At 66.4% G+C, this 24,861-nt stretch carries 24 protein-coding genes; 14 read left to right on the top strand and 10 right to left on the bottom strand.

The genetic code is table 11. The features are described 5' to 3' along the window. Window positions 1-34 precede the first annotated feature (34 nt). A complete protein-coding gene (locus tag J2S73_RS19670) occupies window positions 35-805 on the top strand; it encodes a DeoR/GlpR family DNA-binding transcription regulator (protein ID WP_306887388.1) in 771 nt (256 codons plus the stop codon). A 21-nt stretch (window positions 806-826) separates the two neighbouring features. Here the strand turns inward: J2S73_RS19670 and J2S73_RS19665 are convergent, their stop codons facing one another. The 3 genes from J2S73_RS19665 to J2S73_RS19655 all read right to left on the bottom strand — a co-directional run bounded on the left by J2S73_RS19665 (window position 827) and on the right by J2S73_RS19655 (window position 3,772). Beyond that, complete coding sequence (locus tag J2S73_RS19665) at window positions 827-1,585, bottom strand: Crp/Fnr family transcriptional regulator (protein WP_306887387.1); 759 nt, start codon at window positions 1,583-1,585, stop codon at window positions 827-829. A gap of 145 nt (window positions 1,586-1,730) precedes the next feature. Further along, the gene (locus tag J2S73_RS19660; RefSeq protein ID WP_306887386.1) at window positions 1,731-2,780 is read right to left on the bottom strand and encodes an aldo/keto reductase; all 1,050 of its coding nucleotides are present in this window, start codon (window positions 2,778-2,780) and stop codon (window positions 1,731-1,733) included. 131 nt (window positions 2,781-2,911) lie between these two features. After that, the gene (locus tag J2S73_RS19655; protein WP_306887385.1) at window positions 2,912-3,772 is read right to left on the bottom strand and encodes an oxidoreductase; all 861 of its coding nucleotides are present in this window, start codon (window positions 3,770-3,772) and stop codon (window positions 2,912-2,914) included. A 184-nt stretch (window positions 3,773-3,956) separates the two neighbouring features. Here J2S73_RS19655 and J2S73_RS19650 point away from each other — a divergent pair, with 184 nt between their 5' ends. Beyond that, on the top strand, window positions 3,957-4,871 hold the full coding sequence (locus tag J2S73_RS19650; protein WP_306887384.1) for an AraC family transcriptional regulator: 915 nt from the start codon (window positions 3,957-3,959) through the stop codon (window positions 4,869-4,871). A gap of 28 nt (window positions 4,872-4,899) precedes the next feature. Here J2S73_RS19650 and J2S73_RS19645 read toward each other — a convergent pair whose 3' ends face one another. The 3 genes from J2S73_RS19645 to J2S73_RS19635 form a co-directional block, all read right to left on the bottom strand. Beyond that, entirely contained in the window at window positions 4,900-6,576 is a 1,677-nt protein-coding gene (locus J2S73_RS19645) for a sensor histidine kinase (RefSeq protein ID WP_306887383.1), read from the bottom strand. Between the two features lie 258 nt (window positions 6,577-6,834). After that, window positions 6,835-7,635, bottom strand: coding sequence for a glutamate racemase (murI, locus tag J2S73_RS19640; protein WP_306887382.1), 801 nt, complete (start codon window positions 7,633-7,635; stop codon window positions 6,835-6,837). Continuing rightward, window positions 7,632-8,453, bottom strand: coding sequence for an RNA methyltransferase (locus J2S73_RS19635; protein ID WP_306887381.1), 822 nt, complete (start codon window positions 8,451-8,453; stop codon window positions 7,632-7,634). The genes murI and J2S73_RS19635 overlap by 4 nt, the downstream gene beginning before the upstream one ends. A 303-nt stretch (window positions 8,454-8,756) precedes the next feature. Here J2S73_RS19635 and J2S73_RS19630 point away from each other — a divergent pair, with 303 nt between their 5' ends. The 4 genes from J2S73_RS19630 to J2S73_RS19615 all read left to right on the top strand — a co-directional run bounded on the left by J2S73_RS19630 (window position 8,757) and on the right by J2S73_RS19615 (window position 12,963). Continuing rightward, window positions 8,757-9,977 carry an NADP-dependent isocitrate dehydrogenase gene (locus tag J2S73_RS19630; RefSeq protein ID WP_306887380.1) on the top strand — a complete coding sequence of 407 codons (1,221 nt, stop codon included), beginning with the start codon at window positions 8,757-8,759 and terminating at the stop codon, window positions 9,975-9,977. A gap of 170 nt (window positions 9,978-10,147) precedes the next feature. After that, a complete protein-coding gene (locus J2S73_RS19625) occupies window positions 10,148-11,050 on the top strand; it encodes a class I SAM-dependent methyltransferase (protein ID WP_306887379.1) in 903 nt (300 codons plus the stop codon). Between the two features lie 182 nt (window positions 11,051-11,232). After that, complete coding sequence (locus J2S73_RS19620) at window positions 11,233-11,613, top strand: hypothetical protein (protein ID WP_306887378.1); 381 nt, start codon at window positions 11,233-11,235, stop codon at window positions 11,611-11,613. Between the two features lie 669 nt (window positions 11,614-12,282). Next, window positions 12,283-12,963: a CatB-related O-acetyltransferase gene (locus J2S73_RS19615; protein WP_306887377.1), complete on the top strand. Its 681-nt coding sequence runs from the start codon at window positions 12,283-12,285 to the stop codon at window positions 12,961-12,963. A gap of 65 nt (window positions 12,964-13,028) precedes the next feature. Here J2S73_RS19615 and J2S73_RS19610 read toward each other — a convergent pair whose 3' ends face one another. Beyond that, window positions 13,029-14,417 carry a multicopper oxidase family protein gene (locus tag J2S73_RS19610; RefSeq protein WP_306887376.1) on the bottom strand — a complete coding sequence of 463 codons (1,389 nt, stop codon included), beginning with the start codon at window positions 14,415-14,417 and terminating at the stop codon, window positions 13,029-13,031. 267 nt (window positions 14,418-14,684) lie between these two features. Here J2S73_RS19610 and J2S73_RS19605 point away from each other — a divergent pair, with 267 nt between their 5' ends. Beyond that, window positions 14,685-15,368 carry a helix-turn-helix transcriptional regulator gene (locus tag J2S73_RS19605; protein WP_306887375.1) on the top strand — a complete coding sequence of 228 codons (684 nt, stop codon included), beginning with the start codon at window positions 14,685-14,687 and terminating at the stop codon, window positions 15,366-15,368. A gap of 69 nt (window positions 15,369-15,437) precedes the next feature. Then, a complete protein-coding gene (locus J2S73_RS19600; protein ID WP_306887374.1) occupies window positions 15,438-15,812 on the top strand; it encodes a VOC family protein in 375 nt (124 codons plus the stop codon). A 109-nt stretch (window positions 15,813-15,921) separates the two neighbouring features. Here J2S73_RS19600 and groL read toward each other — a convergent pair whose 3' ends face one another. Together groL and groES are read right to left on the bottom strand one after the other, a co-directional pair. Next, the gene (groL, locus tag J2S73_RS19595; RefSeq protein ID WP_306887373.1) at window positions 15,922-17,553 is read right to left on the bottom strand and encodes a chaperonin GroEL; all 1,632 of its coding nucleotides are present in this window, start codon (window positions 17,551-17,553) and stop codon (window positions 15,922-15,924) included. Window positions 17,554-17,593: 40 nt separating this feature from the next. Beyond that, entirely contained in the window at window positions 17,594-17,908 is a 315-nt protein-coding gene (gene groES / locus J2S73_RS19590; RefSeq protein WP_306887372.1) for a co-chaperone GroES, read from the bottom strand. Between the two features lie 336 nt (window positions 17,909-18,244). Here groES and J2S73_RS19585 point away from each other — a divergent pair, with 336 nt between their 5' ends. From J2S73_RS19585 to J2S73_RS19565, 5 genes are all read left to right on the top strand, one after another. After that, the gene (locus J2S73_RS19585; protein ID WP_306887371.1) at window positions 18,245-18,514 is read left to right on the top strand and encodes an usg protein; all 270 of its coding nucleotides are present in this window, start codon (window positions 18,245-18,247) and stop codon (window positions 18,512-18,514) included. 186 nt (window positions 18,515-18,700) lie between these two features. Then, window positions 18,701-19,063 carry a PH domain-containing protein gene (locus tag J2S73_RS19580; RefSeq protein WP_306887370.1) on the top strand — a complete coding sequence of 121 codons (363 nt, stop codon included), beginning with the start codon at window positions 18,701-18,703 and terminating at the stop codon, window positions 19,061-19,063. A gap of 39 nt (window positions 19,064-19,102) precedes the next feature. After that, window positions 19,103-19,501 (top strand): cyclophilin-like fold protein, encoded by a 399-nt coding sequence (locus J2S73_RS19575; protein WP_306887369.1) that lies wholly within the window; start codon window positions 19,103-19,105, stop codon window positions 19,499-19,501. 238 nt (window positions 19,502-19,739) lie between these two features. Next, window positions 19,740-20,936: a hypothetical protein gene (locus J2S73_RS19570; protein WP_306887368.1), complete on the top strand. Its 1,197-nt coding sequence runs from the start codon at window positions 19,740-19,742 to the stop codon at window positions 20,934-20,936. 146 nt (window positions 20,937-21,082) lie between these two features. Continuing rightward, the gene (locus J2S73_RS19565; RefSeq protein ID WP_306887367.1) at window positions 21,083-21,541 is read left to right on the top strand and encodes a GNAT family N-acetyltransferase; all 459 of its coding nucleotides are present in this window, start codon (window positions 21,083-21,085) and stop codon (window positions 21,539-21,541) included. 52 nt (window positions 21,542-21,593) lie between these two features. Here the strand turns inward: J2S73_RS19565 and J2S73_RS19560 are convergent, their stop codons facing one another. Then, window positions 21,594-23,705: a hypothetical protein gene (locus J2S73_RS19560; protein ID WP_306887366.1), complete on the bottom strand. Its 2,112-nt coding sequence runs from the start codon at window positions 23,703-23,705 to the stop codon at window positions 21,594-21,596. A 182-nt stretch (window positions 23,706-23,887) separates the two neighbouring features. Here J2S73_RS19560 and phnD point away from each other — a divergent pair, with 182 nt between their 5' ends. Continuing rightward, complete coding sequence (gene phnD / locus J2S73_RS19555) at window positions 23,888-24,838, top strand: phosphate/phosphite/phosphonate ABC transporter substrate-binding protein (RefSeq protein WP_306887365.1); 951 nt, start codon at window positions 23,888-23,890, stop codon at window positions 24,836-24,838. Window positions 24,839-24,861: the final 23 nt, after the last annotated feature.

Here is a 24,861-nt window from a genome sequence, read left to right as displayed (position 1 = left end):
TCCTATGAACGAAATCTTACATGATCCGGACGCGATGGGCGAGCGGCGCGAGCAGATTCTTTCCGACCTGCAGGAAGCGGGCTTCGTCACCATCGACGGCCTGGCGCAGCGCTTCGGCTGTTCCGCCCAGACGGTGCGCCGCGACCTGATCGCGATGGAGCAACTGGGGCTCCTTAAGCGCTTTCACGGCGGCGCCGGCCTGTCGGAGAACGAGACGCGGCCGAGCTACTCGGCGAAGCAGGCCATCAATCCGGCGGGCAAGGAAGCGATCGGCCAGGCGGCGGCTGGCCTCATTCGCCAGGGCGACACGGTGCTGTTCGACGTGGGCACGACGGTGGAGGCGGCGGCGCGCGCCCTTCGCACGCGGCTGGACGCGGGCGAGCTGATGGATCTGCGCGGCGTCTGCGTTGCGCTCAACGCGGCGATGATCCTCGCCGGTGCGCCCGGCATTGCGGTGGAGGTTCTGCCGGGTGAGGTGAAGACCCCGGACGGCGCGATCACCGGTGCGCCTGCCATCGCGGCCTTGCGCGACGTCCGGCTCGACCACGCGTTTCTTGGCGTGTCGGCGTTCGATGCCGACGGGGCGGCGTGGGATTTCGATCCGGCCAAGGTGGCGATCAAGCGGGCGGCGCTGGAGGCGGCGAAGGACGGCTGGGCGCTGGCGGACGCGGGGAAATTCGCCCGGACCGCGCGGCGCCGGGTCTGTGCAGCGCGTCAGTTACGGGGCGTGATCACCGACCGCGATCCGCCCGCCGACCTCGCGGAGGCGTTCGCCGCGGCGGAGTGCAGCGTCCTCATCGCCTGAGCCAAGGCGCGTCGGCCGGCCTCAGTCGCTTGCGTCGAGGTGACCGCCGACCCGTTGCAGATGGAGATAGGTGGGACTGAACCGGGTGGCCCGCTTGAGGGTGTCCATATCGGGGATGGTCAGGGTCTTCTCACGCAGGATGATCAGGTTGGCGGCGCGCAGATCCTGGATCGTGCGGTTGACGTGGACCGTCGACATGCCGGTGGCGTCGGCAAGTTCGTTCTGGGTGAGCGGCAGATCGCAGCGGTTGCCAAGGGTCAGTCCAACGCTTTGCAGCCGCACGAAAAGCTCGCAGAGAAGATGTCCGACCCGCTCGGGCGCGTCGCGCCGGCCAAGATTGACCGTCCATTCGCGCTGGATCGCCGCACCGACGAGCGTGTCCCAGAGCAGGCCCTGGGCGATTCGTGGTCGCTCGGACAGGACCTCGTCGAAGCGCGGGCGCGCGATCTCGCCGACTTCCACGGGCGTGAGCGTCCCGATCGAGTGGTCCATCTCGCGCAGCACGTGGCCGTTCTGTTCGAACAGGTCGCCGGGGATCAGGAAGGCGAGGATCTGGCGGCGTCCATCCGACAGCATCTTGTAGCGGCAGGCCCAGCCGGACAGCAGCAAACTGATATCCGGCGGCTTGCCGCCTTCGTGCACGAGGCTCTCGCGGGCCCCGATCCTGCGCACCCGTTCGGTCGCCGCATGATGCAGTATCCGCCTCTCTTCGAAGGAGAGGCGGGCGAAATTGTCGAGTTTGCGGACCAGCGGATTGCTGTGAGGGTCTGCGGGCGGCATGGAAGACGGATTAGCGCCGTTGCCGGACCGCGCATCAACATTTGTTTAAATCAAGCACTTATCCGCGATCTTTCTCTCCGTATCGGCAGCGTCACGGTGCGGGATGCGGATCAGGGGCGCCCGCTTCCGGGCGCCCCTTCACCGGCTATTCGGTGCGCCGGGAACTGGCGAGAAGGTCGGCCCGGTAGCCGCTCTGCCGTTCCAGCATCCAACCCGGATATTCCGGCGGCAGCTCGGTCACTGCGTTGATCGCCGAGAGGTCGTCCTCGGACAGCTCGACCTCGACGGCGCCGAGATTGTCGCTGAGCTGGTCGACACGCTTGGCGCCGACGATGACGCTGGTGACGACCGGCTGATGCAGCAGCCAGGCGAGCGCGACCTGGGCGACCGAGGCGTTCTTCTCCTCGCCGATCCGCCGCATGACGTCGATCGCGTCGAACGCACGCTCCCGGTCGACGGGCGGGAAGTCGAAGTTGACGCGACGGCCGTCGCCGGTGGTCTGGTTGTCGCGGTCGTACTTGCCGGAGAGAAGGCCGCCTGCGAGCGGGCTCCAGACCATCAGGCCCACGTCCTCGGCCCGGAGCATTGGAACGATCTCGCGCTCCAAATCGCGGCCGGCCACGGTGTAGTAGGCCTGCAGGGACGCGAACCTGGCGAGATTCTTGCGCTCGGAGATGCCGAGCGCCTTCTCGATCTGCCAGGCGGCCCAGTTCGAGACGCCCACATAGCGAACGTGGCCGTGTCGGACGAGGGTGTCGAGCGCCTCCAGCGTCTCCTCGATCGGGGTGGCCGGATCGAAGCCGTGGATCTGGTAGAGATCGATGTGGTCGAGCTGCAGCCGCTTCAGGCTCTCCTTGGCCTGATCCAGGATGTGGAAGCGGGAGGCGCCGCGCTGGTTCGGGCCTTCGCCCATCGGGCCGAGGACCTTGGTGGCGACGACGACCTCGTCGCGCTTGATGCCGAGATTCTTCAGGGCCTGACCGGTGATCTGTTCCGACAGGCCCTCGGCGTAGACGTTTGCCGTGTCGATGAAGTTGATGCCGTTGTCGAGGGCCGTCTTCACCAGGTCGTCGGCGTCCTTCTGCTGGACCGCGCCGATCGCGCGCCACATGCCTTCGCCGCCGCCGAAGGTCATGGTGCCCAGGCAGAGCTCCGAAACGAAAAGGCCGGTCTGGCCGAGGCTGTTGTATCGCATGGCAGGACTCCGTGAGTGAGGGAGGAGGCGCGACCGTCCGAAGCCTCTTCCGCTCGGACATGACTGCCCGAGCGGTGAGGAATGGTTCCGGCGTCAATCGCTCGAGCCGCGCCGGATTGGGGTGGGAAAGGTCAGGCGTCGGCGGCGAGTTCCGAGGAAAATGCGCCGTCGGTGGAGAGCGACAGGCTCGACCAGGCGTCGAGCTCCCGCTTGTGCTCGGACATGTGCGCGGCGATCATCTCCACCGCGTCCGACCCGGCCGCGAAGCGCAGGGGCGCATCGTCCCGGCCGGCAAGCTCCAGGATCGCCGCCGCAAGCCGCTTCGGATCGCCCGGCTGGCGGTGGCTGTAGGAGGCGAAGGCCGACTGCAGCGCCGCCGACGTCTCGGCGTAGTCGGCGATGGCGCCGTCGCCGAACCGGACGGACGTTTCGTCCAGGAAGTCGGTGCGGATATAGCCGGGCTCGACGAGGGTGACGCCGATCCCGAACGGGGCGACTTCGGCGGCGAGCCCTTCGGAGAAGCCCTCGATCGCGAACTTGCTCGAGCAGTAGATCGAGCCGCCGGCGCTGCTGGTGAGGCCGCCGACCGACGACAGGTTGAAGATGCGGCCGGACCGCTTCTGGCTCATGCCGGGAAGCACGGCGCGGGTGACGGTCATCAGGCCGAAGACATTGGTGGCGAACTGGCGCTCGATGGCCTCGGGCGAGATCTCCTCGAACAGGCCGAGCTGGCCGTAGCCTGCGTTGTTGACGAGCACGTCGATGGCGCCGAAGCGCGCCATGGCGGAACTCACCGCGTCGACGACCTCGTCCGGCCGCGTCACGTCGAGGCTGAGGACGAGGAGGCGGGAGGTGTCGGTTTCGAAGGCGGCGGCGACACGGGAGGCGTCGCGGCCGGTGGCGACGACATTGTCGCCGTGCTTGAGGGCGGCGCGGGCGATCTCCGCGCCGATGCCGCGGCTTGCGCCGGTGACGAACCAGGTCTTGGTCATGGTGAGGCTCCCGTAGGACTGGACAGATGGGGGACTGGACAGATGGGAGATGGGGCGCCGGGGCGGCGGTGCGTTAGCCGGATCGTGTCGCCTTCTTGCACAATCCTGTCAAAGTCACGATCTGTAGCTGGACGCGTCCGCCATCGTCATGGCGTCATCCGCCCGGATTTCTGAGGAGAAGTGCATGGGATCGCTTGAGGAAATCTCGGAGCTGATTGGCCGATACTGCGCGGAGGGGCGCTGCGACACGGACATTCCCCGGCTTGCGCTGGTCCAGTCGTCGATCCGCACGAGCCCGGTTTCGTCGGTCTACCACCCGCTCGTGTGCGTGGTGGCCCAGGGGGCGAAGCGGGTCGTGGTCGGCGACCGGATCGTGGAATACCGGGCCGGCGACTATGTGGTCGTGTCGGTGGATCTTCCGGTTTCCGGCGAGATCTGCGAGGCGAGCGCGGACAAGCCCTACCGGGCGCTGGTGCTGCGGCTGGAGCCGGCGATGCTGGCGGAACTCCTGATCGGCCTCGGCGACGAGGGCGGCGCGAGCGAAGCGCTGGCGCTCGGCACCAGCCGGCTGACCGACGAGATCGCCGAGCCGGTGGCGCGGCTTCTGCGGCTGCTCGATCGGCCAGCGGATATACCGGTGCTGGCGCCGCTCCTGGAACGGGAGCTGATTTACCGGCTCCTGCAGGGGGAACAGGGCCATGCGCTGAGGCAGATCGCGCTGGCCGAAAGCCGGGCGTCCCAGATCGCCCGGGTCATCGAGCACATCAAGCGGACCTACGATCAGTCGCTGTCGATTCCGCGCCTTGCCGAGATCGCCGGCATGAGCGGATCCTCGTTCCACCGCCATTTCAAGGCGATCACCGCGATGACGCCGCTCCAGTATCAGAAGCGGATCCGGCTGCACGAGGCGCGCCGCCTGCTCCTGGGCGGCCAGGTTGAGGCGGCACGGGCCGGCTTTGCCGTGGGGTATGAGAGCCCGTCCCAGTTCAGCCGCGAATATGCGCGCATGTTCGGGGCGCCGCCGGGCCGCGACGCCAGCCGCCTCAGGACCCTGGCACTGAGTGATCCCCGCCGGGCCGGCGAGGTGCTGGAGGCCTGAGGGAGGTCCCGTCCGGAGCCGTCCGGCTCTACTGGGCCTTCCGTGCTTCCCATTTGAGGGCGTAGGCGGGGGCGTCGAGTGTCCAGCGCAGCCCGTCCTCCGCGTAGTCAAGGTCGACGCGGGCCCCGAAGGCGGCGGTGAGCTGCCGGTCGATCACGGTGGTGCCGAAGCCCTTGCTCTCCGGAGCGCGGACCAGCGGGCCGCCGACCTCCCGCCAGCGGATCGTGATCCGATTGTCGCCGCCGTCGGCGCCGGGTGTCTCCGCCCAGTCGATCAGCACCTTGCCGTTGTGGGTCGACCAGGCGCCGTATTTGACCGCGTTGGTCGCGAGTTCGTGCAGTGCCATGCCGACGTTCTGGACGGCTTCGGGCTTCAGGGCGAAGTCCTGACCGGAGATTTCCAGCCGCTCGCTGGTGTCGATGAAGGTTTCCAGGTGGCCGGTCACGAGCTGGGTCATGGAGACCTGGGTCCAGTTTTCGGCAGTCAGAAGATCGATCGAGCGCGCCAGACCCTGAAGGCGGCCGCTGACCGATGTCTGGAATTCCTGGAGCGTCGCGCTCTGGCGGGCGGTCTGGCGCAGCATGGCCTGGATCACGCTGAGCAGGTTCTTGGTGCGATGGGCGAGTTCGCGCATCACGAAGTGGATGCGGTCCTCCGCTTCGGCGCGGTCGAAGGAGGCCTCCGAAAGCGCAATCGAGACCATGTCGGCCTCGACGATGCGCGTGGAGATCGGGGAGACGATTTCTCCCTGTCCCATCCGTTCGGCCATCGATGCGATGGATACGATCGAGTTGCGCATCTGGCGGCCGAGCAGGAATGCCCCGCCGATGGCGACCAGGATCAGAAGACCGCCGCCCAGAAGCAGCGAGCGCCATGCCGTCACCAGGGAGGCCTGGGCGGTGTCGACGGGGCCGTAGACGAAGATGGTCCACGCCTGTCCCGCGAGGCGTGCATAGCCGGCGAGAACGTCGCCGTTGTCGCCCTGGGTGCGGATCGTACCGGACAGGCCCGTGGCGCCCGCCAGCAGGGCTTCGTCGAAGGTTTCGCCCGGATCGGCCTCGCCGCTTGCGGCGATCGTGCGTCCGGCCCCGTCGACGACGGTCGCCGACCATCCCTTGGGCAGGCCCTCGGTCTTCACCAGACCCGCCAGTTCCTCGACGTTCTGGGTGAGGATCAGCGCTGCGCCGGCGCGAGCCAGTTCCTCCGAGAGCGGCATGGTGACGTTGAAGACCCACCGATTGCCGGTCCGTCCGAAGAAAACGTCGGACACCTCGACCGTCCCGGACTCCAGCGCCTCCTGAAGCGCCGGCAGGTTCGACATCTCGCCGAGCGGTTCGCCGTAGGGCCTGCGGGTGTTGAGGACCTGCTGCCCGTCCTCCTTCACCAGGATCAGGAACATCGACGAGGAGCGGAGCGCCGACTGGGTGCGGTTGTGGAAGGTCTGAAGATCGTTTTCGGCCAACTCATGCGCCGTGGACAGCAGCCGGAGCGTGACGGTCATGTCGTGGAGCTGGCGCTCGACGGCGGTGGACAGCGCCTGGGCGTCGCGGACGGTACGGCGCTCCAGGGCGGCCCGCTCGCTGCTTTCCAACTGGTCGAGCAGAATCACCACGAACGCCAGAATCGGCAGCGCGACGGCAACCACCATCGCGATGAGATAGAAGCCGATCGTCGCGGTGGGCATGCGGCGGAATGCGCGTTTCACGCCAGATCCGTGCTCCAGTTTCCGGTCCGGTCCGGTCCGGACCGTCGTGTGCGACGTGCGATCGACACGTCATGCGTCGATCGGGGTTGGTTCGGGCTCGCTTGCGCGAAGTCCGACGATCTTCGGGAGGACGTGCGTCGGTCTCCGTCGCGCAGATTGCCGAGACCGCGTCACTCAGCAATACAAGATGACATATCGAGGGCAGGAATTTTCATAGCGTTCGGGCGAGGCTCCGCCTGCGGGCCGGCCGGCCGTCGGTTAGCGCGTCGCAAGCGCGCGGATGCGGTGGTCGACAAGGGGCGCGATTTCCGGCGCGCGGGCCCGCCCGCTCGTGAAGCGTGCGGCGATGTCGACGGTATCGGGCGCGCGCTCGTCTGTCTCCGGGACGTCGAGCACCGCTGCGACCCGGCGGGCGATGGCCGGTGCCGGATCGATCCAGTCGACGGGCCACGGCGCGATCCGGGGCAGGAGGTCGCTGAGCAGCGGATAATGGGTGCAGGCGAGCACCACGACGTCGGTGCGGCGGTCGCCGTCCTCCACGAAGCAAGGCGCGACGATGCGAGCGATCTCGTTCGAATCCACAGGCGCGCCGGCGGCATGGGCCTCGGCCAGGGTGGCGAGCGGGGCCGCGCCGATCAGGGTGAAGCGGACGTCGCCGCCATGGGCGCGAATCAGCTCACGGGTGTAGTCGCGGGCGACGGTGGCCGGTGTGGCGAGCACGCTGGCGAGGCCGCTCCGCGAGCGTTCGGCCGCCGGCTTGATGGCGGGCACCGTCCCGACCACTGGGATATCCAGGGCGGCCCTGAGGGCGGGGAGCGCCACGGTGGCCGCGGTGTTGCACGCGATCACGGCGCAGCAGGCGTCGCTGGCGGCGGCCTCGGCGGTCACGAGGTCCACGATCCGCGCGACAAGCCCGGCCTCGTCGGTCCAGGCGCCGTAGGGAAATCCGGCATCGTCGGCGAGATAGACGAACCGGGTATCGGGAAGGCGGGTCGCGATCGCCGCCAGGACCGTGGTGCCGCCGAGACCGGAATCGAAGACCAGGATCGGCCGGCTCACGTGTCGGAGGGTCCGGATTCGCCGACGGTCTCGTCCGGGGCGGGTGTCTCTCTCGGGATCGGACGTCCGCGCCGGCCCTCCAGATGGGCGACCACTCCGCGCAGGAGATGGACCTGGGTCTCGGTGAAGCCGGCGTCCTGGATCAGGGTGCGCAGGTTGCGGACCATGACCGGGCGCATCTCCGGCGGACGGAAATAGCCCGTGGGCTCCAGCGCCTGTTCCAGATGCGCGCACAGGCCGAGGACGTCGGCCTTCGAGGCGGGCGGGGCACTCGGCTGGGCGGCGAACGGCAGGGCAGATGCGGTCGCCTGCCGGCGCCACTCGTAGGCGAACACCAGCACGGCCTGGGCGATGTTGAGCGAGGCGAACCGGGTGTCGACGGGATAGGTCAGGATGGCGTCGGCCAGCGCCACCTCCTCGTTGGTGAGGCCCCAGCGCTCGCGCCCGAACAGGACGCCCGACACCGCGTTACCGGCGGGCGCCAGCGTGCGGGCGGCGGCCTCCTCCGGGCCGAGGACCGGCCGATGGAAGCCGCGGGCGCGTGCGGTGGTGGCCAGCACGAAATTGAGGTCGGCGATCGCCGCTTCCGTGGTCTCGAAGACCCGGACCCGGTCGATCACGTGGGTCGCGCCGGAGGCCGCGGCCGTGGCCTTCTCGCTCGGCCAGCCGTCGCGCGGCGCGACCAGGCGCAGATCGTCCAGGCCGAAATTGGCCATCGCGCGGGCGGCCGTGCCGATGTTCTCGCCGAGCTGGGGCTCGACCAGGACGATCGCGGGCGGTGGCGACGTTGTTTCGGGGGCGGAATCGGTTTCTGACATGGGGCGGATCATAGCGGCCATGGCGGCGACGGGAAGACGCGTCGCGAGGGGATCGAGGCGGGTTGGCCGGGGACGTTCGCAGCGAGGTTTTGAGACGCGTCCGGGGCGGACATCGCGGCGGCAGGCCGCGCGCGCCTGCAAATCGGCTGCGGCATTCCTTCACATTTCCGCGGCCATGACCTAGAAGGACGCCGCACCTGCTTTCCCGCGTGCGTCCGGCTGCCGGCCTGCCTCCAATCACCGGCGGTCCGCCGCATTTCCGGGCGCACCACCCCTGGCCTCAAACCGAAGGTCCGTTCCACGATGGCAAAGATCAAAGTCGCAAATCCGGTCGTCGAGCTCGACGGCGACGAGATGACCCGGATCATCTGGCACTACATCAAAGAAAAGCTGATCCACCCCTATCTCGACCTCGATCTCGAATACTACGACCTGTCAGTCCAGAAGCGCGACGAGACCGACGACCAGATCACGGTCGATGCCGCCAACGCGATCAAGCGGCATGGTGTGGGCGTCAAGTGCGCCACGATCACGCCCGACGAGGGCCGGGTCGAGGAATTCGGCCTGAAGAAGATGTGGCGCTCGCCGAACGGCACGATACGCAACATCCTCGGTGGCGTGATCTTCCGCGAGCCGATCATCTGCCGCAACGTGCCGCGCCTGGTGCCGGGCTGGACCCAGCCGATCATCGTCGGCCGTCACGCCTTCGGCGACCAGTACCGCGCCACCGATTTCAAGTTCCCGGGCAAGGGCAAGCTGACGATCAAGTTCGTCGGCGAGGACGGCCAGGAGATCGAGCACGAGGTGTTCGACGCACCTGGCTCCGGTGTCGCCATGGCGATGTACAATCTCGACGAGTCGATCAAGGACTTCGCCCGCGCCTCGTTCAATTACGGCCTGATGCGCAAGGTGCCGGTCTATCTCTCCACCAAGAACACCATCCTCAAGGCCTATGACGGCCGCTTCAAGGACCTGTTCCAGGAGATCTTCGACGCCGAGTTCAAGGCCGAGTTCGACAAGGCGGGCCTGACCTACGAGCACCGGCTGATCGACGACATGGTTGCGGCGGCGCTGAAGTGGTCAGGCGGATACGTCTGGGCCTGCAAGAACTACGACGGCGATGTGCAGTCCGACATCGTGGCCCAGGGCTTCGGCTCGCTCGGCCTGATGACCTCGGTGCTGATGACGCCGGACGGACAGACCGTGGAGGCGGAAGCCGCCCACGGCACGGTGACGCGCCACTATCGCCAGCATCAGCGCGGCGAGGAGACCTCCACCAACTCCACCGCCTCGATCTTCGCCTGGACGCGGGGCCTCGCCCACCGTGCCAAGCTGGACGGCAACGACGACCTGAAGACCTTCGCCGAGCAGCTGGAGAAGGAAACCGTCGGCGCCATCGAGGACGGTCACATGACCAAGGACCTGGCGCTTCTGGTCGGTGCCGACCAGTCCTGGGAATCCACCACCGGATTCCTGGACACCGTGTCGGACCGCGTCGCCAAGGCGATGGGCATGCAGGGCTGATCTCGGCCCCACGACACTTCGGATCCGCCGTCCCGAGACGGCGGATCCTGGCGGTCTCCGCTTGAAGACGAACGCCGCTGGCGCGATAGTTGCGAGTCAGGAATGGATGCCGGTCGGCCGCGAGGGGCGGGGGCCGGCATGCCGGGTATGGCCGAACGGAGGGGTGAGCCGTGAACGAACGGACCGCGTTCAAACCTGTCGACCGGGAGACGGCGGGCACGCTGTCGGCGGCCGAGGCAATCCAGTACCACTATGACAACGAGACCCGTTTCTTCTCGCTGTTCCTGGACGAGACGCTCTGCTATTCGGCCGCGCGCTTCCATCTGCCCAACCGGGCCGAGCCGGCGCTCGACAACCTCTATGACGCCCAGTGGGCCAAGATCCGCTTCCATCTCGACGCGCTGCAGCTGAAGCCGGGCGCGCGGATCCTCGACGTCGGATGCGGCTGGGGCGCGATCCTGGCGGCGGCCGTGACCGAGTACGAGGGGCGCGGCGCGGTCGGCCTGACGCTCTCCAAGGACCAGCGCGACCACATCGAGAGCCGCAACCTGAAGGGCGTCGAAGTCCGGCTGGCCGACGTCTACGAGGCGGAGCTCGACGGCCCCTACGACGGCATCGTCTCGGTCGGCGCGTTCGAGCATTTCGCCCGGCCCGCGATGAACAAGGCGGAGAAGATCGAGGCCTACACGCGCTTCTTCGAGATCTGCCACAAGAACATGATGCCGGGCGCCTTCCTGTCGCTGCAGACGATCGTCTGGGACACGCCGACCTTCGAGGAGGCGAAGACCTGGATCCCGGAAACGGTGTTCCCGCAGTCCGACATCCCGTTCATCGACGAGGTGGTGACCGCCTCCCATCCGCTGTTCCGGCTGGAATATCTGGAGAACCGGCGCGAGGACTACATCCTCACCCTCGACCAGTGGATCAAGAACCTGAAGGCGAAGAAGGACGTCATCATCGCCGAATGGGACCAGGAGAAGTACGACTTCTTCGAGCACTATCTCCGCAATTCCAAGCTCGCCTTCGCCCGGCGCAAGAACGCGCTGTCGAGGTTTGTGCTGAAGCGGCGGTAGGGGCCGAAAAATTTGATTTATCATTTGCAATTTATAATTGTATTCAGTTGACTTTTCTATTTGCTTAAAGGCATCGTTTTTGGTGGCAGTTGTAGACGAGACCTAGTGCAGTCCAATTTGGTGCAAGAAAAGGGTTGAGGTCGAAAAATGATCTTTCTCCTAGCTTTCGGGCGCCTCTAGTTATGTTTCGTTTTCCAGCAAACGCTCCGGACCAAGCGCAAAGTGCGGTCTGGAAGGTGGCGACAAAGACTGCTGCCTCTCCAATAATTGTGTTTTGTTTTACTATATTTGCTCTCTCTTTATGTGGGGCTATATTTGGGGAAGGCTTTGTTAGAGTCGTTTTTTCTTCTATTTGCGCTCTTATAGCTATTTTTGGTGCTGGATGTATAGGTTATTTACTGTTGCGTGATCCAGATAGGCTGCATTCAGAGGATCATATTTTCAAGAAATATATGGCAGATAAAAATCTTGCTCTCGATGAAAATAATAACGATTACAAAATCCTAAATGCCGCGCCTGTTCAGAATAATTCTCCTGAAATACAGAAAGGAGAGATGCTTTGAGCGGTGATATTAAGATATATTCTGTCAGCTTAGACATGAGAAGTGTTGATGTTCGGATTTTTCTTCAATATATAACGGATAGTAAAGATATATATGGTTATTGGAATTATTTACCATGGACTTTTTTTGTAAAGACGAATATTACGGCATATGATCTTACTCAAAAGATATCAAATATTTTGCCAGGGTCTCTATTTATAGTATCTGAGGTTAATAAGTGGAATGTGAATGGCCTTCTCCCACAAGCTGCGTGGGATTGGTTTCATGATCGCCCGTCGTCGCTAGGTAAGCTTTTCGACTCCACTCCGTCCCGCGGAGAATAGGTTCTGGCGTATTTGTTTGCCTTCGCCCGGCGCAAGAACGCGCTGTCGAGGTTCGTGCTACGGCGGCGGTAGCGTCTTCGCGGCTGCGGCGAATGCGGTGCTGTCTTCCGGCTTGCCGCTCTTTTTTCTGACGGCTGATCGCACCGGGTTCGTCGTGTGGCCCTGGATTCCCGCCTTCGCGGGAATGAGCGGAACAAGGGGCTGGGGTCGTGCCAGTTCGACAGTGGCCCGTGAACAACGCCACTGGTTCGTCGGCACCGTTCTGCTCGACACCGCGCATCCCCTTCTGTAGTCAGACCGGCTCCGCGCCCGCCTGCGGAGGCCGTCCGACCGTCAGGAGATGCCCGTGCCGCTGCTCGACCCCGCCAAAAAGAACCCGATGACGATGCCCGACGGCATGGTCGTGGAGCAGACGGTGCATCTGAAGGCCGTCATCGACCATCCGCGCATCGAGGTCGGCGACTTCAGCTACTATCACAACTTCCTGGTCCTGCCGGACTACGCCGCCTACATGGCCCCGTATCTGTTTCCGCTCAGCCCGGAAAAGCTGGTGATCGGCAAGTTCTGCCAGTTCGCTCACGGCGTGCGCTTCATCACAAGCTCCGCCAACCACGACATGAGCGGGTTTTCCACCTATCCGTTCGCCACCTTCATGCTGACGCCGGACATGAGCCGGGACGACATTCTGGCGCTGTTCGACATTCCCGGCCGCAAGGGCGACACGGTGGTCGGCAACGATGTCTGGATGGGGATGGACTGTCTGGTGATGCCGGGCGTCACCATCGGCGACGGCGTCATCTGCGCGGCACGCTCGGTCATCACCCGCGACGTGCCGGCCTATACGATCGTCGCCGGCAATCCGGCCGTGCCGGTCCGCCGCCGCTTCGACGACGCGACCATCACGGCGCTCCAGGAGATAAGCTGGTGGGACTGGCCGGCCGACGTGATCGAGGCCAATCACCGGACCATCTCGGGCGGGGATCTGGACGCGCTGCGGCGGATCGCCGACGCGGTTGCCGGTCGGTAGCGACTTCAGTCGGGTGAGGGCGCCGGGCTGACGGGCGGGGCGGGTTGCGGCCTGGACCGGGTCCGTTACACCACCCGGAAGAAGCCGGTCATACCGGTCTTCTGGTGCTCGATGATGTGGCAGTGGAACACCCAGTCGCCGGGATTGTCGGCCTTGAGCGCGAGCTGCACCCGCTCGTCCGGGTTGATCAGGTAGGTGTCGGTGTAGCGCGGCGCGACCGGACCGTCAGAGGAGCGGATCGGCTTGAAGGCGAGGCCGTGCAGGTGGATCGGGTGCAGGTGCGGCGTCCTGTTGACCATGTCCAGAACGTAGGAGCGGCCCTGTTTCAGCTCGTAGAGCGGTTCGTGGGGATCGGCGGAATCGCCCGACCACGGCACCTTGTTGATGGCCCAGAAATTGTAGCCGAGCGACCCGCAGATACTGCCCTTGGCCGGCGCCTCCTCGGCCGTTGCCGACAGCTCCAGCGGCAGCACCGTCGCATCGTCAAGGTCGGGTTCGGCGACCGGGTTGTCCGGCAGCGCTGTCACCTCCCGCAGATCGCGGTTGAGGCTGCTTCCGACGGCGCGGAACTGGGCGATGGCGTACGGACTGGTCGTGCGTTCGTTGATCAGCCGTGCGATGGCACCTTCCTCGTCCGGCATGCGGACGACCAGATCGAGCCGCTGGCCGGGCCCGAGCGTGATCTCGTCGAACGCGAAGGGGTCAGGGACCGGATAGCCGTCGATGGCGATGACCTTTGCGTCGGCGCCCTCCAGCTCGAAGCGGCAGATGCGGGTGACGTCGGTGATGGCCGCGCGCACGCGCACCAGGCCACCGGCGGGCGCGTCGTAGATCGGCTCCGGCGTCCAGTTGGTCGTCCGCACCGTTCCGAAGGTGCCCGAGCGCGCGGCGTCGCGCGGCTTGAACTGGGCGATGAACCGGCCTTTGCCGTCGAGCCGCCAGTCGCGGATGTTGAGCGCGATCTCGTCGTCGAACACGGGATCGTCCGGGTTCTCCACGATGAACAGGCCGGCCAGCCCGTGACCGAGCTGGGTCAGCGTGTTGCAGTGGGGATGGTACCAGAACGTGCCGGCGTCCGGCGGCGTGAAGGCATAGTCGAAGCTGTCGCCCTCATAGACATAGGGCTGGGTCAGGAAGGGCACCCCGTCCATGGCGTTGGGAATCCGGAGCCCGTGCCAGTGGATCGTGGTCGGTTCGTCCAGGGCATTGACGAGGCGGGCGGAGAACGGCGCGCCCTGCCGGACCCGGATCACCGGCGGCAGCGGCCCCTCGTTCCAGGTCATCACGCCCTCGGTGAGGGAGGAGCCGTCGAGGACCGCGGACGTCCTGCGGGCCGTCAGGTCCATCGGCGCCTCGGCCAAGGCGCCGCCATAGCGGCCGGCGAGGCCGAGGCCGGCGCCGCAGGCGGCAACGAGGCCGCTGGTGCGGAGAAAGCTGCGTCGCGTGATCCTCATCTGCGATCTCCTCTGCGCTCCCCGGGGTCGGGTCGGCGCCTGTGACTAGCAGATTGAAATCATTCCAACCTATTGGAATGATTTGATTTTCGTCTCCCTGGCGAGTCCCTCCTTACACCCTCGGACGGCTGTTTCGGGTGGCCAAAATGACGCACGGGCATCGAACAGGGAGTGGGACGGCGCCGGCAGGGGGGATCCGGCGCGATCTGTGTCGGTCTCCGCGGTATGCTGACATGTATTGTCAGCAGGGGAGTGGCATAATGGGGGATGTCCCGGTCCGAACGGCTCTTCGATCTGCTCGATCTGCTGCGCGCCCACCGCCGTCCCGTGAGGGGGCAGGTGCTGGCGGACGGTCTCGGCGTGAGCCTCAGGACGCTTTACCGCGACATCGCGAGCCTGCAGTCGCTCGGTGCTCACATCGAAGGCGAGCCCGGTGTCGGCTACGTGCTCAAGCCCGGGTTCCTGCTGCCGCCGCTGATGTTCTCCCCGGAGGAGATCGAGGCGCTGGTGCTGGGATCGCGCTGGGTGGCCGACCGGGCCGACCCGCGCCTCAGCGAGGCGGCGAAGAGCGCGCTGGTGCGGATCGCCGCCGTGCTGCCGAGCGACCTGCGCGACGATCTGGAAACCTCCGGTCTCGTGGTCGGCCCAGGGGCGGCTGCTCCTGTCGACGTGGTCGACCAGGCGGATCTGAGGGCCGCCATCCGGGCCGAGCGCAAGCTCAGGATCGTCTACAGCAAGGAGACCGGCGAGAGGACCGAGCGGATCGTCTGGCCGTTCGCGCTGGCCTTCTTCGACCGGGTCCGGCTGCTCACCACCTGGTGCGAGCTGCGCAACGATTTCCGCAGCTTCCGGACCGACCGGATCGCCTCGGCCGATCCGCTCGGCGAACGCTATCCCCGCCGGCGCGCCGTTCTTCTGAAGGAGTGGCGCGATCGGCGGGCCGCCGAATGATGCTGACAAATTCTGGCAGCGGAGGGCGGTAGCGTCCGCCTCGTGGTTCTTTCTCACCAGGAGGCGACTGTGAGCGACGCGAACAACATCATTCTCTACGTGAAGGACGTCGAGGCGAGTGTCCGGTTCTATGCGGGGACGCTGGAACTGGAGACGCTTCATGCGGAGCCCGGCTTCGCGCTCATGGCGCTGCCATCCGGCCTCAATCTCGGCCTGTGGAAGCGCGACGCGGTGGCGCCGGCGGCCACATCGGAGGTGGGCGGCTCCGAGATCGGCTTCCAGGTGGACGACACCGGGACCGTGGACGAGATCTTCGGCGTCTGGTCGGACAGGGGCGTCGACATCGCGCTGTCGCCCACGACCCTGGGGTTCGGCCGGTCGTTCGTGGGCAGGGATCCCGACGGCCACCGGCTGCGGGTCTATGCGCGGCCGGGCGTGGTCTGAGGCCGCGACGGCCGGCGCGGTCGAATAAAAAAGGCGCGGGATCGCTCCCGCGCCTCTCGGATCTTCCAGGTGAAGGGACCGGGCGAGCCGGCCCCGTCAGCCAACTGGATCAGAAGTCCATGTCGCCCATGCCGCCGGGCATCGCCGGGGCGGAGTCCTTCTTCGGCTTCTCCGCGACCATCGCCTCGGTGGTGATGAGCAGCGACGCGACGGAAGCGGCGTCCTGAAGGGCGGTGCGCACGACCTTGGTCGGGTCGATGATGCCCATCTTGTAGAGGTCGCCGTACTCGCCCGACTGGGCGTTCCAGCCGAAGGCGGCGTCGGCGTTCTCGAGGATCTTGCCGACGATGACCGAGCCGTCCTCGCCCGCATTCTGGGCGATCTGGCGGGCCGGAGCCTGGATGGCCTTGCGGACCATCTCGATGCCGGCCTTTTGATCGGCGTTGGCCGGCTTCAGGGCCTCGAGCGCCTTCGTGGCGCGCAGCAGGGCGACGCCGCCGCCCGGAACGATGCCTTCCTCGACCGCCGCGCGGGTGGCGTGAAGGGCGTCGTCGACGCGGTCCTTCTTCTCCTTCACCTCGACCTCGGTCGCACCGCCGACGCGGATCACCGCGACGCCGCCGGCGAGCTTGGCCAGGCGCTCCTGGAGCTTCTCACGGTCGTAGTCGGAGGTGGTCTCCTCGATCTGGGCCTTGATCTGGGCCACGCGGGCCTCGATGTCGGCCTTCTCGCCAACGCCGTCGACGACAGTGGTCTCGTCCTTGGTGATGGAGATCTTCTTGGCGCGGCCGAGCATGTCGACGGTGACGTTCTCGAGCTTGATGCCCACGTCCTCGGAGACCACGGTGCCGCCGGTCAGGACGGCGATGTCCTGCAGCATGGCCTTGCGGCGATCACCGAAGCCCGGCGCCTTCACGGCCGCGACCTTCAGGCCGCCACGGAGCTTGTTGACCACGAGCGTGGCAAGCGCCTCGCCCTCGACGTCCTCGGCGATGATCAGCAGCGGACGGCCGGACTGCACCACGGCTTCCAGCACCGGCAGGATCGCCTGCAGGTTGGAGAGCTTCTTCTCGTGGATGAGGATGTACGGATCCTCAAGCTCGACCCGCATCTTCTCGGCGTCGGTGACGAAGTAGGGGGAGAGATAGCCGCGGTCGAACTGCATGCCCTCGACGACCTCGAGCTCGGTCTCGAGCGACTTGGCTTCCTCGACGGTGATCACGCCCTCGTTGCCGACCTTCTCCATGGCTTCCGCCAGGAACTGTCCGACCTCGGTGTCGCCGTTGGCGGAGATGGTGCCGACCTGGGCGATCTCGGAGTTGGAGGAGATGTCCTTGGCCCGGGCCTTCAGGTCGGCGACGATCGCCTCGACGGCGGTGTCGATGCCGCGCTTCAGGTCCATCGGGTTCATGCCGGCGGTGACCGCCTTGGCGCCCTCGCGGACGATCGCCTGGGCGAGCACGGTGGCGGTGGTGGTGCCGTCGCCGGCCAGATCGTTGGTCTTCGAGGCGACCTCGCGGACCATCTGGGCGCCCATGTTCTCGAACTTGTCCTCAAGCTCGATTTCCTTGGCGACCGTCACGCCGTCCTTGGTGATGCGGGGCGCACCGAACGACTTTTCGATGACGACGTTGCGGCCCTTCGGACCGAGCGTCACCTTCACCGCATTCGCCAGCGTGTCGACGCCCTTCAGCATCTTGTCGCGGGCGGAGGTGGAAAACTTAACTTCCTTGGCAGCCATAGTTTTTGTTCTCCGTTGAGAGACTGCGTGGATCCGGCGCTTATGCAGCGGCCTTGGCAGCGGCGGCGCCTTCGATGACGCCCATGATGTCGGACTCCTTCATGATCAGGAGATCCTCGCCGTCGATCTTGACCTCGGTGCCCGACCACTTGCCGAACAGGATGCGGTCGCCGGCCTTGACGTCGAGGGCGACGATCTCGCCGGCCTCGTTACGGGCGCCCGGACCCACGGCGACGACTTCGCCTTCCTGGGGCTTTTCCTTGGCAGTGTCGGGGATGATGATGCCGCCGGCGGTCTTGGTGTCGGACTCGATGCGGCGCACGACCACACGGTCGTGAAGCGGCCGGAACGTCATGCTCTGTTCCTCCTAATGAACCAGATGCGATTTTCGCAAGGTGAGTTCCTCCTCACGGCCGGCCCGTCCTGATGCGGCACGGGGGCCGTGCGGCGGTGAAATGGGATGTCCCATCACCGGTATCAAGGTACCTGCCACACTTTTTTGGCACTCGCCAGAAGAAAGTGCTAACAGCCGCGCGCGCCAACGGTTGCCGCGCCTGCCAGCTGCTGGCAGCAGCCACGGAGGAGTGTTGCTAACTATCTGATTTCAATGAAGTATAATCGAAAGCCGGCTTGCCTTTGCCGCGGTTGCAATGCACCATTTCAGGGTCATCGACAAGAGCAGAGGGACCCGATGATCGATTCCAGCTTCGACCGCCAGCTCGACGGATACGGTCTGACCACCGCCAAGATCCTCTACCGGATGCCGGATCACCCCACGCTGCTGCAGACCTATCTGTGGCAGGAGTACGATCTCGCGCCGCAGTTTCCGGAGCTCACCCGCTTCCTTGAGTTCTGGCGCCGTGAGCTCGACGGTCCGCTCCATTCCGTCGAGGTGGCCTATCGGCGGCTCGTCGGCGACCGGGAATGGCGCCAGGTCGACGCGATGGCGCTGCTGCACTGAGGCGCTCATCGGAATAGCTGTACGGAGCCGCCGAGCGCCACCGGGCATGCGTCATGACGCGCGTTGACGCCCAACGTCCGGCGGGCGGATGACGCGGATCTGCCTGTCGCGCTCGCGCCCCAAAGCGAACGCATCCTCGCGCCGTGCGTTGTCCTGCAACATGCCGCGCGAGGAGTCCCGTCCGCCATGCCTGTCCGCTATCAAGCCCACCCCTCGATGTTCAAAAGCCGGCCGCTCACGTTCATCCTGTGCGTGATCCTGATCCCGCTCGGGATCGGCATCGTGGCGCTGGTCGTCTGGTGGCTGATCCATCGTACGACGACGGTCACCGTCGATGGCGACCGGGTGGCGCTCGACCGGGGGATCCTGTCCAAGGAGCACACCGAGATCGAACTGCAGTCCATCCGGACCGTGAAGGTCGACCAGTCACTGCCCGACCGCCTGCTGAACGTGGGAACCCTGCGCATCTACACGGCGGGCGACAGGCCGGAGATGGAGGTCAAGGGCCTGCCCGATCCCGAGGCGCTGCGGGCGGCGCTCAGGCCCTGAGCGGATGCGGCTTCAACCGACGACACGCAGGAGGTCTTCATGCGAGCCATTCAGATGACCATCGGCGACGTGGTGCTTCTGGCGGATCTGCGCGACACGCCCACCGCGGATGCCGTCTGGGAAGCGCTGCCGCTGACCGGCGACGCTTCGATCTGGGGCGAAGAGGTCTATTTCAGTACCGGCCTATCTCCGGACCTGGAGCGCGATGCCCGCGAGACGGTCGAAGCCGGGGAAGTGGCTTTCTGGCCGGACGGCCAGATCATCGCCATCGGCTTCGGTCCGACGCCGATCTCCGCGCCCGACGAGATCCGGCTGGCGGAGCCCTGCAACGTCTTCGCCGACATTCACGGAGACGTTCGCGCGCTCGTGCCGACCAAGCCGGGCGCAGCGGTCCGGGTGGAGAAGGCCGATCCCGAGGAGGAGACACGGGCCGACTGACATCGCTCGGCGCGGGAGAAGGCCGCCGCCGTCGGGCGAGGGATCCCGCCTCGGTGCGGTTCGGCCAGGGCGAGCGCTGGAAAATAGCGTCCGCAGACCAAAAATCCGCGCATCAACGGTTGCTTTGCCACACCTTTTCCCTGATTCGGCTTAGAGGTTCCATGTCACGAGCGCCAGATGGCGGAGCGACAGGGTCCGCCGACGAAAGTGCGTCGAGGCGCCGACTGGAGACGATTTGGTGAAAACTGCCCGATTTCGCTGCAACGCCTGCGGGGAGCCGCTGGTCCGGCCCGTCCTGAGCTGTCCCTATTGCGGGGCGTTCCGCTCGGCCGTGCCGCTGGACAGCGCTGCCCAGCTGGAGGACGAGCGGGACACCTATACCGGGGAGCAGGCAACGGACGATGCCGGTTACGATCAGGCACCGGACGAGCGCGAAGACGACGAGCCGACGGATCTCGTCTATGTCGAGGAGCCGGAGGACCGGTCGAGCGATCCCGACGGCCCCATTCCGCTGGCCGTCCCCGTGGACGAACCTGCTCCGGCTCCGGCACCGGAACCGGCAGCCGCGACCGGGGATCTGAGCGGAGTTCGCGGCCGCCGCGCCGACCCGGATATCGATGCGGCTCCGCGCGTCGAGCGGACACCGAAGCCCGCCCCGGAGCCTGCCGGCCGCCGCATCGAGCCCACGCTCGGATCGGCCGAGCCCGCGGCCCGGCGCGTCGGCGCGCCGGACGTGCGCGTGCCCGGCGCCCCGCGCCCGGAGCCGGCAGCGCCCGAGCCGGCGGCTGCCGACCCCCACGCCGATGCGGATGCCGCGCCGGCCGCACCGCTTCCGGATCCGGAGCGCGAACCACGCAGGGGCCGCCGGCGCCGCGCCAGCGCCCAGCGCCGGGTCGCGCCGAGCCCGCCTGCGCCGGGTCCCGTTGCGGATCACGACGAGACCTACGAGGAGGATGACGGCGAGGAGCAGGGGTCGGACCGGTCTTCCATCGATGCATTCATGCTGGAGACCGAGGAGCGGCCGCGCGAACGGCGACGCCGCGGCTGGGGCGGACTGATCGCGCTCGCCATCATCCTGCTTCTGCTCGTGGGCGGCGGCGGTGCAGCCTATTACTGGCTGGAGAGCCGGGGTGTCATCGAGGCCCTGCGGGGCAGCGCGACCATGCAGGTCACCCGTCTGGGCGAACCGCAGTCGGTCTCCGTCCCGACCAGCTGGACCGGCGTGCCGGACCCGGCTTCAGGCGGCGCGGTGGGTGTGCTGATCGACGGCGACGGCCCGTTCCGTCTCCGGGTCGACGGAACCGTCTACACGCTGGACAGCGGCGAGCCGGTCCGGGTGCCGGTGCGCGAGGGCACGGAACTGGAGGTGCGCGGGCTCGGCGGTCCGGTGACGCTCCAGGTCACGCGGCTCGGCGAGGAAGCCGCTCCGCAATAGGACCGGGGCGGGCGAGTTCCGCGGTCACGGCGGGTGGTCAAGCCCGGTCGGATCTTGCTAGGGGGTGTCACCCGATGGACCCGAACGCGGATGGGAAGGGCGTGCGCCGCCCGTCCGCAGCTATCCCGAACCGTCAGGTGACCTTCATGTCCGACCTCCGCGTCCGGCGCAATCAGCCGTTCGATCTCGCTCCTCTGGCCCGGCTTCTCGTCGAGGAAGAGGACATCGCTCTCATCAATCCGAATGCCAAGTATCCGTTCGATCCGCTCGAATGGCAGGAGAAGTGGCTGAACGAGCCCGACGACGCGTCTTTCTATCTGGTGGACGAGAACGACCGGGAGGTCGGCTTCTTCGCGCTGCGCGTTGGGATCGGGCCGGAAGTCCGGCATCTGGTCTATGTGTTCGTCGAGCCGGAAAGCCGGGGCGGCGCCGGCGTGCGGCTGACGGAAATCGCCGAGGAAGCCGCGCGCGAGCTTGGCGCATTGTCCATCACGCTGAAGGCGGAAACGGACAACGAGGCCGCCATGCGGCTTTATGACGGGGCCGGCTACGAGGAACTCAGCCGCCGTCAGGGCATGGCGACCATGCGCAAGGATCTCGACTGACGCCAGAGCCGTTTGCGTCCGCACGGCGAGGTCGGAGCCGAGAGGAACAGACTCACGGCAACTGATCGTATTCGGTGAGCGCGGCCTCAAGGTCGCTCTCGATCCTGTTGATGACCTCCTCGGCGTCCCGCTTCTCCGCGTTGTGGCGGTCGATCGACCTGTTCCAGCGGAGGACGTAGCCGTTGCGCACGTCACGCGGCTGGACGTCCCAGGCCCACGATACGTCCTTGGCGCGCTGGACCAGCTCCATTGCCTGGTCGAACTCCTCGAAGAACACCGTCTTGCGGTCCATCAGACAGTCGCGCCGTGCGTTGTACGATTCCACGAAAGCGACGCGGGACGTGGTCGGATCGGACGCGGAAGGCACCGGCAGAAGCTCCGGGCAGGGGGCAACCTCGCTGTAGAACGGTTCGGCCGCTTCCAGGTCGCCGAGCGCGTCCAGAAGCCGGCCGAGCGCCTCGTACGACGTCATCCCACGCAGCGAGCCGTTGGAGCGTTCCGGTGGTTCCTCCGCGATCTCCACTTCCGCCGTTTCTTCGGTAACCGTGCCAGTCACCGGCTCCTCGGTGATGGTGCCGGCCACGGGCTCGGATGTCCTGGCGACCGGCGCCGATCCGCCGGGCGGGCGCACGGCATAGATCGCAGCGCGGGACTTGTCGAACATGTAGGTGCGCGTTGAGGTCACGAGACCGAGTTCGGCGCTCGGCGTGACGAAGAGCGCGTTCATGAAGACCGGCTCGTAATCCGGGTCCTCCGCATCGCGCTCGAAAACTTCGCGGGCGTCGAGGGCTGCGGTCACCGAAAGGTCCGGCGCCAGAAGCGCCAGCACCTGCTGGCGCGGACCCATTTGCGCCCAGTCGCGCGAGACCAGCACGCCGGCCACGCCATCGTCGGTGACCTCGAAGCTTCGCAGGGTTGCGTGCCGCAAGCCTGAATTGTTCAGGACAATGGCCCGTCGGTGACGCAGGCGAAGCTCGTCGTTCTCCCAGTCGAGGCGCGCGATCAGGACGCCGTCACCGCCGACCGGACTGTCGGCCGCTTCCGACGACAGCTCAACCTCGTAGACCAGCCAGACCGGGACGGCGTCCGAGGTGTCGGTCAGACGCTCGGTCAGCGTCTGGACACCGGCCAGGCGGACCTGGATCTCGCCACGCTCGACGAAGGGACGCCAGTCGCGCGGCAGCATATCGGCGGAGGAAAAGGTCACCGCCATCCGGGAAATCGGAGCCTCGCCGCGCGACAGCGGCGTCTGCACGAGTTCGAGGAAACCGACGCTGTCGCGGGGGTCGCGGAAGGCTGTCGGCTCTTCGTCGTCCGTGCGGCGTTCGCCGGCCAGAAGCAGCGATAGCGTGTTTGCCTGAAAATCGCGGCCGTCGTTGTCGCGCGGGGTCAGGGTCACGTCCAGCGCCATGACCCGGCCGCCGGATACCGAGGGCGTCAGCGTGTGTTCCGCTTCCGCTTCGGCGCGCGCCACGGCCACCCGCACTCGCATGTCGCCGGGCTCACCGAGTTCGACCGCGAGCGCCCGAACGCCGTGCCCCTGGGCCAGATCGATCACCCGGTCGTTGCGGTCGGCCGCGCCCAGCCGCGGGCCGAGCAGACGAGCCGTGACCTGGTCCTCGGAAGCCTCCGCCACGTCGACCACGACGCCTTCCTCGCGGTCGCGCCATGCCCGGATCACCGGCCGATCGGATGCGGTCGCGTGGAGGCTCCAGGGATAAACGGCGCCCCATTCGTCCTCATAGGGCCGCTTGCGCGTCTCTTCATGGGAAAGCGTGATCCGGGTGGAGGTTGCGAACCCGTCGGCAAAGACTTCCACCGCCGGAATGCTGCTCATGAAGCCGCCCAGAACGACCGCCTGATCGCTGCCCCAGCGTGTCGCGCCTGGTGCTGCGACCGACCACTCCGGCCCCAGCGTGACGGCCTCGGTCATGTCCACGTACTTGCCTTCGTTGCCTTTGCCCAAAAGCACGAACTCGGGCCGCGGGGCGTCGCGCCAGGATGTTCCGTCGAGGGCGAAGGTGCTGGTGGGCGCGCAGACGGCCGCTGCCAGGATGAGCGCGACAGGGGACAGCGAGCGGCGGACAGGGTGTCCCTCCACGTCCGGGCTCATCGTCGACCGCCGATTGCGCCAGCCAGCGGAAAACTCCCCACAACGTCCCATGCGTCCCCCTCCGGTGCAGTTGCCCAACTCCCCGTTGAGTAGCTGACCGCTCGCCGACTTTCCACTCCGTGCCGGCCGCGAAAGGGATCCACCAGTGCCGGAACTGGTTAGCCGGCACTGTTACAGAAGTGTTGTGAACTCCGGTTAGCAGTGTCGCGAGCCTCTTTCCAAGGGAGACGATCATGAGAGCCCTCACTGCCATTTCCGCCCTGATTGCGCTTGCCGTCGCAGTTCCCGCCCACGCCGACTTCCAGCTCGGCTCGCGGTTCCAGGACACCGATGGCGATCTCGTCGCCGACATCCCGTCCGACGCTTCCGAGCAGATCGATCCGGACACGCTGATCTTCGCCTATACGCCGGTCGAGGATCCGGCGGTCTACCGCGAGGTCTGGTCGGAGTTCCTCGACCATCTGGCGGAGACGACCGGCAAGGAGGTCCAGTTCTTCCCGGTCCAGTCCAACGCCGCCCAGATCGAGGCCATGCGCGCCGGACGCCTGCATGTGGCCGGCTTCAACACCGGGTCGAACCCGATCGCGGTCGCCTGCGCCGGTTTCCGGCCCTTCGCCATGATGGCCGGCGAGGACGGATCGTTCGGCTACGAGATGGAGATCATCACCTATCCGGGGTCCGGCATCGACGAAGTGGCGGACATCAAGGGCAAGACCCTGACCCACACGTCGCAAACCTCCAACTCCGGCTTCAAGGCGCCGACGGCTCTGATGAAGGCCGAGTTCGGCATGATCTCCGGTGAGGACTACGACACCCAGTTCTCCGGCAAGCACGACAACTCGATCCTCGGCGTCGCGAACAAGGACTACGAGGTCGCCACCGTCGCCAATTCGGTGAAGAAGCGGATGGTCGAGCGCGGCGTTGTGTCGGACGATCAGTTCGAGATCCTCTACACCTCGCAGACCTTCCCGACGACCGGCTACGGCGTGGTCTACAACCTGACGCCTGAGCTGCAGGAGAAGATCCGCGACGCGTTCTTCAGCTTCGACTGGGCCGGAACCGGCCTGGAAGAGGAGTTCGGCAAGAACGGTGAAGAGAAGTTCATCGAGATCACCTTCAAGGACGACTGGGACGTGATCCGCAAGATCGACCAGGCCAACGGCGTCACCTACGATTGCCAGTAGGCCGACGTCACCGATCGGGGCGC

This window comes from Amorphus orientalis, from assembly GCF_030814015.1.
Taxonomy (GTDB): Bacteria; Pseudomonadota; Alphaproteobacteria; order Rhizobiales; family Amorphaceae; genus Amorphus; species Amorphus orientalis.
Note: the sequence above shows the minus strand (reverse complement) of the source record. Positions and strands in the feature narration are given on the sequence as shown.

Coding starts and splice junctions, on each gene's coding strand:
- J2S73_RS19580 (WP_306887370.1), top strand. CDS start 18,701: ATGCCTGTCCGCTATCAAGCCCACCCCTCGATGTTCAAAAGCCGGCCG.
- J2S73_RS19565 (WP_306887367.1), top strand. CDS start 21,083: ATGTCCGACCTCCGCGTCCGGCGCAATCAGCCGTTCGATCTCGCTCCT.
- J2S73_RS19610 (WP_306887376.1), bottom strand. CDS start 14,417: ATGAGGATCACGCGACGCAGCTTTCTCCGCACCAGCGGCCTCGTTGCC.
- groES (WP_306887372.1), bottom strand. CDS start 17,908: ATGACGTTCCGGCCGCTTCACGACCGTGTGGTCGTGCGCCGCATCGAG.
- phnD (WP_306887365.1), top strand. CDS start 23,888: ATGAGAGCCCTCACTGCCATTTCCGCCCTGATTGCGCTTGCCGTCGCA.
- J2S73_RS19670 (WP_306887388.1), top strand. CDS start 35: ATGGGCGAGCGGCGCGAGCAGATTCTTTCCGACCTGCAGGAAGCGGGC.
- groL (WP_306887373.1), bottom strand. CDS start 17,553: ATGGCTGCCAAGGAAGTTAAGTTTTCCACCTCCGCCCGCGACAAGATG.
- J2S73_RS19575 (WP_306887369.1), top strand. CDS start 19,103: ATGCGAGCCATTCAGATGACCATCGGCGACGTGGTGCTTCTGGCGGAT.
- J2S73_RS19660 (WP_306887386.1), bottom strand. CDS start 2,780: ATGCGATACAACAGCCTCGGCCAGACCGGCCTTTTCGTTTCGGAGCTC.
- J2S73_RS19585 (WP_306887371.1), top strand. CDS start 18,245: ATGATCGATTCCAGCTTCGACCGCCAGCTCGACGGATACGGTCTGACC.
- J2S73_RS19605 (WP_306887375.1), top strand. CDS start 14,685: ATGTCCCGGTCCGAACGGCTCTTCGATCTGCTCGATCTGCTGCGCGCC.
- J2S73_RS19630 (WP_306887380.1), top strand. CDS start 8,757: ATGGCAAAGATCAAAGTCGCAAATCCGGTCGTCGAGCTCGACGGCGAC.
- J2S73_RS19560 (WP_306887366.1), bottom strand. CDS start 23,705: ATGGGACGTTGTGGGGAGTTTTCCGCTGGCTGGCGCAATCGGCGGTCG.
- J2S73_RS19655 (WP_306887385.1), bottom strand. CDS start 3,772: ATGACCAAGACCTGGTTCGTCACCGGCGCAAGCCGCGGCATCGGCGCG.
- J2S73_RS19635 (WP_306887381.1), bottom strand. CDS start 8,453: ATGTCAGAAACCGATTCCGCCCCCGAAACAACGTCGCCACCGCCCGCG.
- J2S73_RS19665 (WP_306887387.1), bottom strand. CDS start 1,585: ATGCCGCCCGCAGACCCTCACAGCAATCCGCTGGTCCGCAAACTCGAC.
- J2S73_RS19620 (WP_306887378.1), top strand. CDS start 11,233: ATGTTTCGTTTTCCAGCAAACGCTCCGGACCAAGCGCAAAGTGCGGTC.
- J2S73_RS19650 (WP_306887384.1), top strand. CDS start 3,957: ATGGGATCGCTTGAGGAAATCTCGGAGCTGATTGGCCGATACTGCGCG.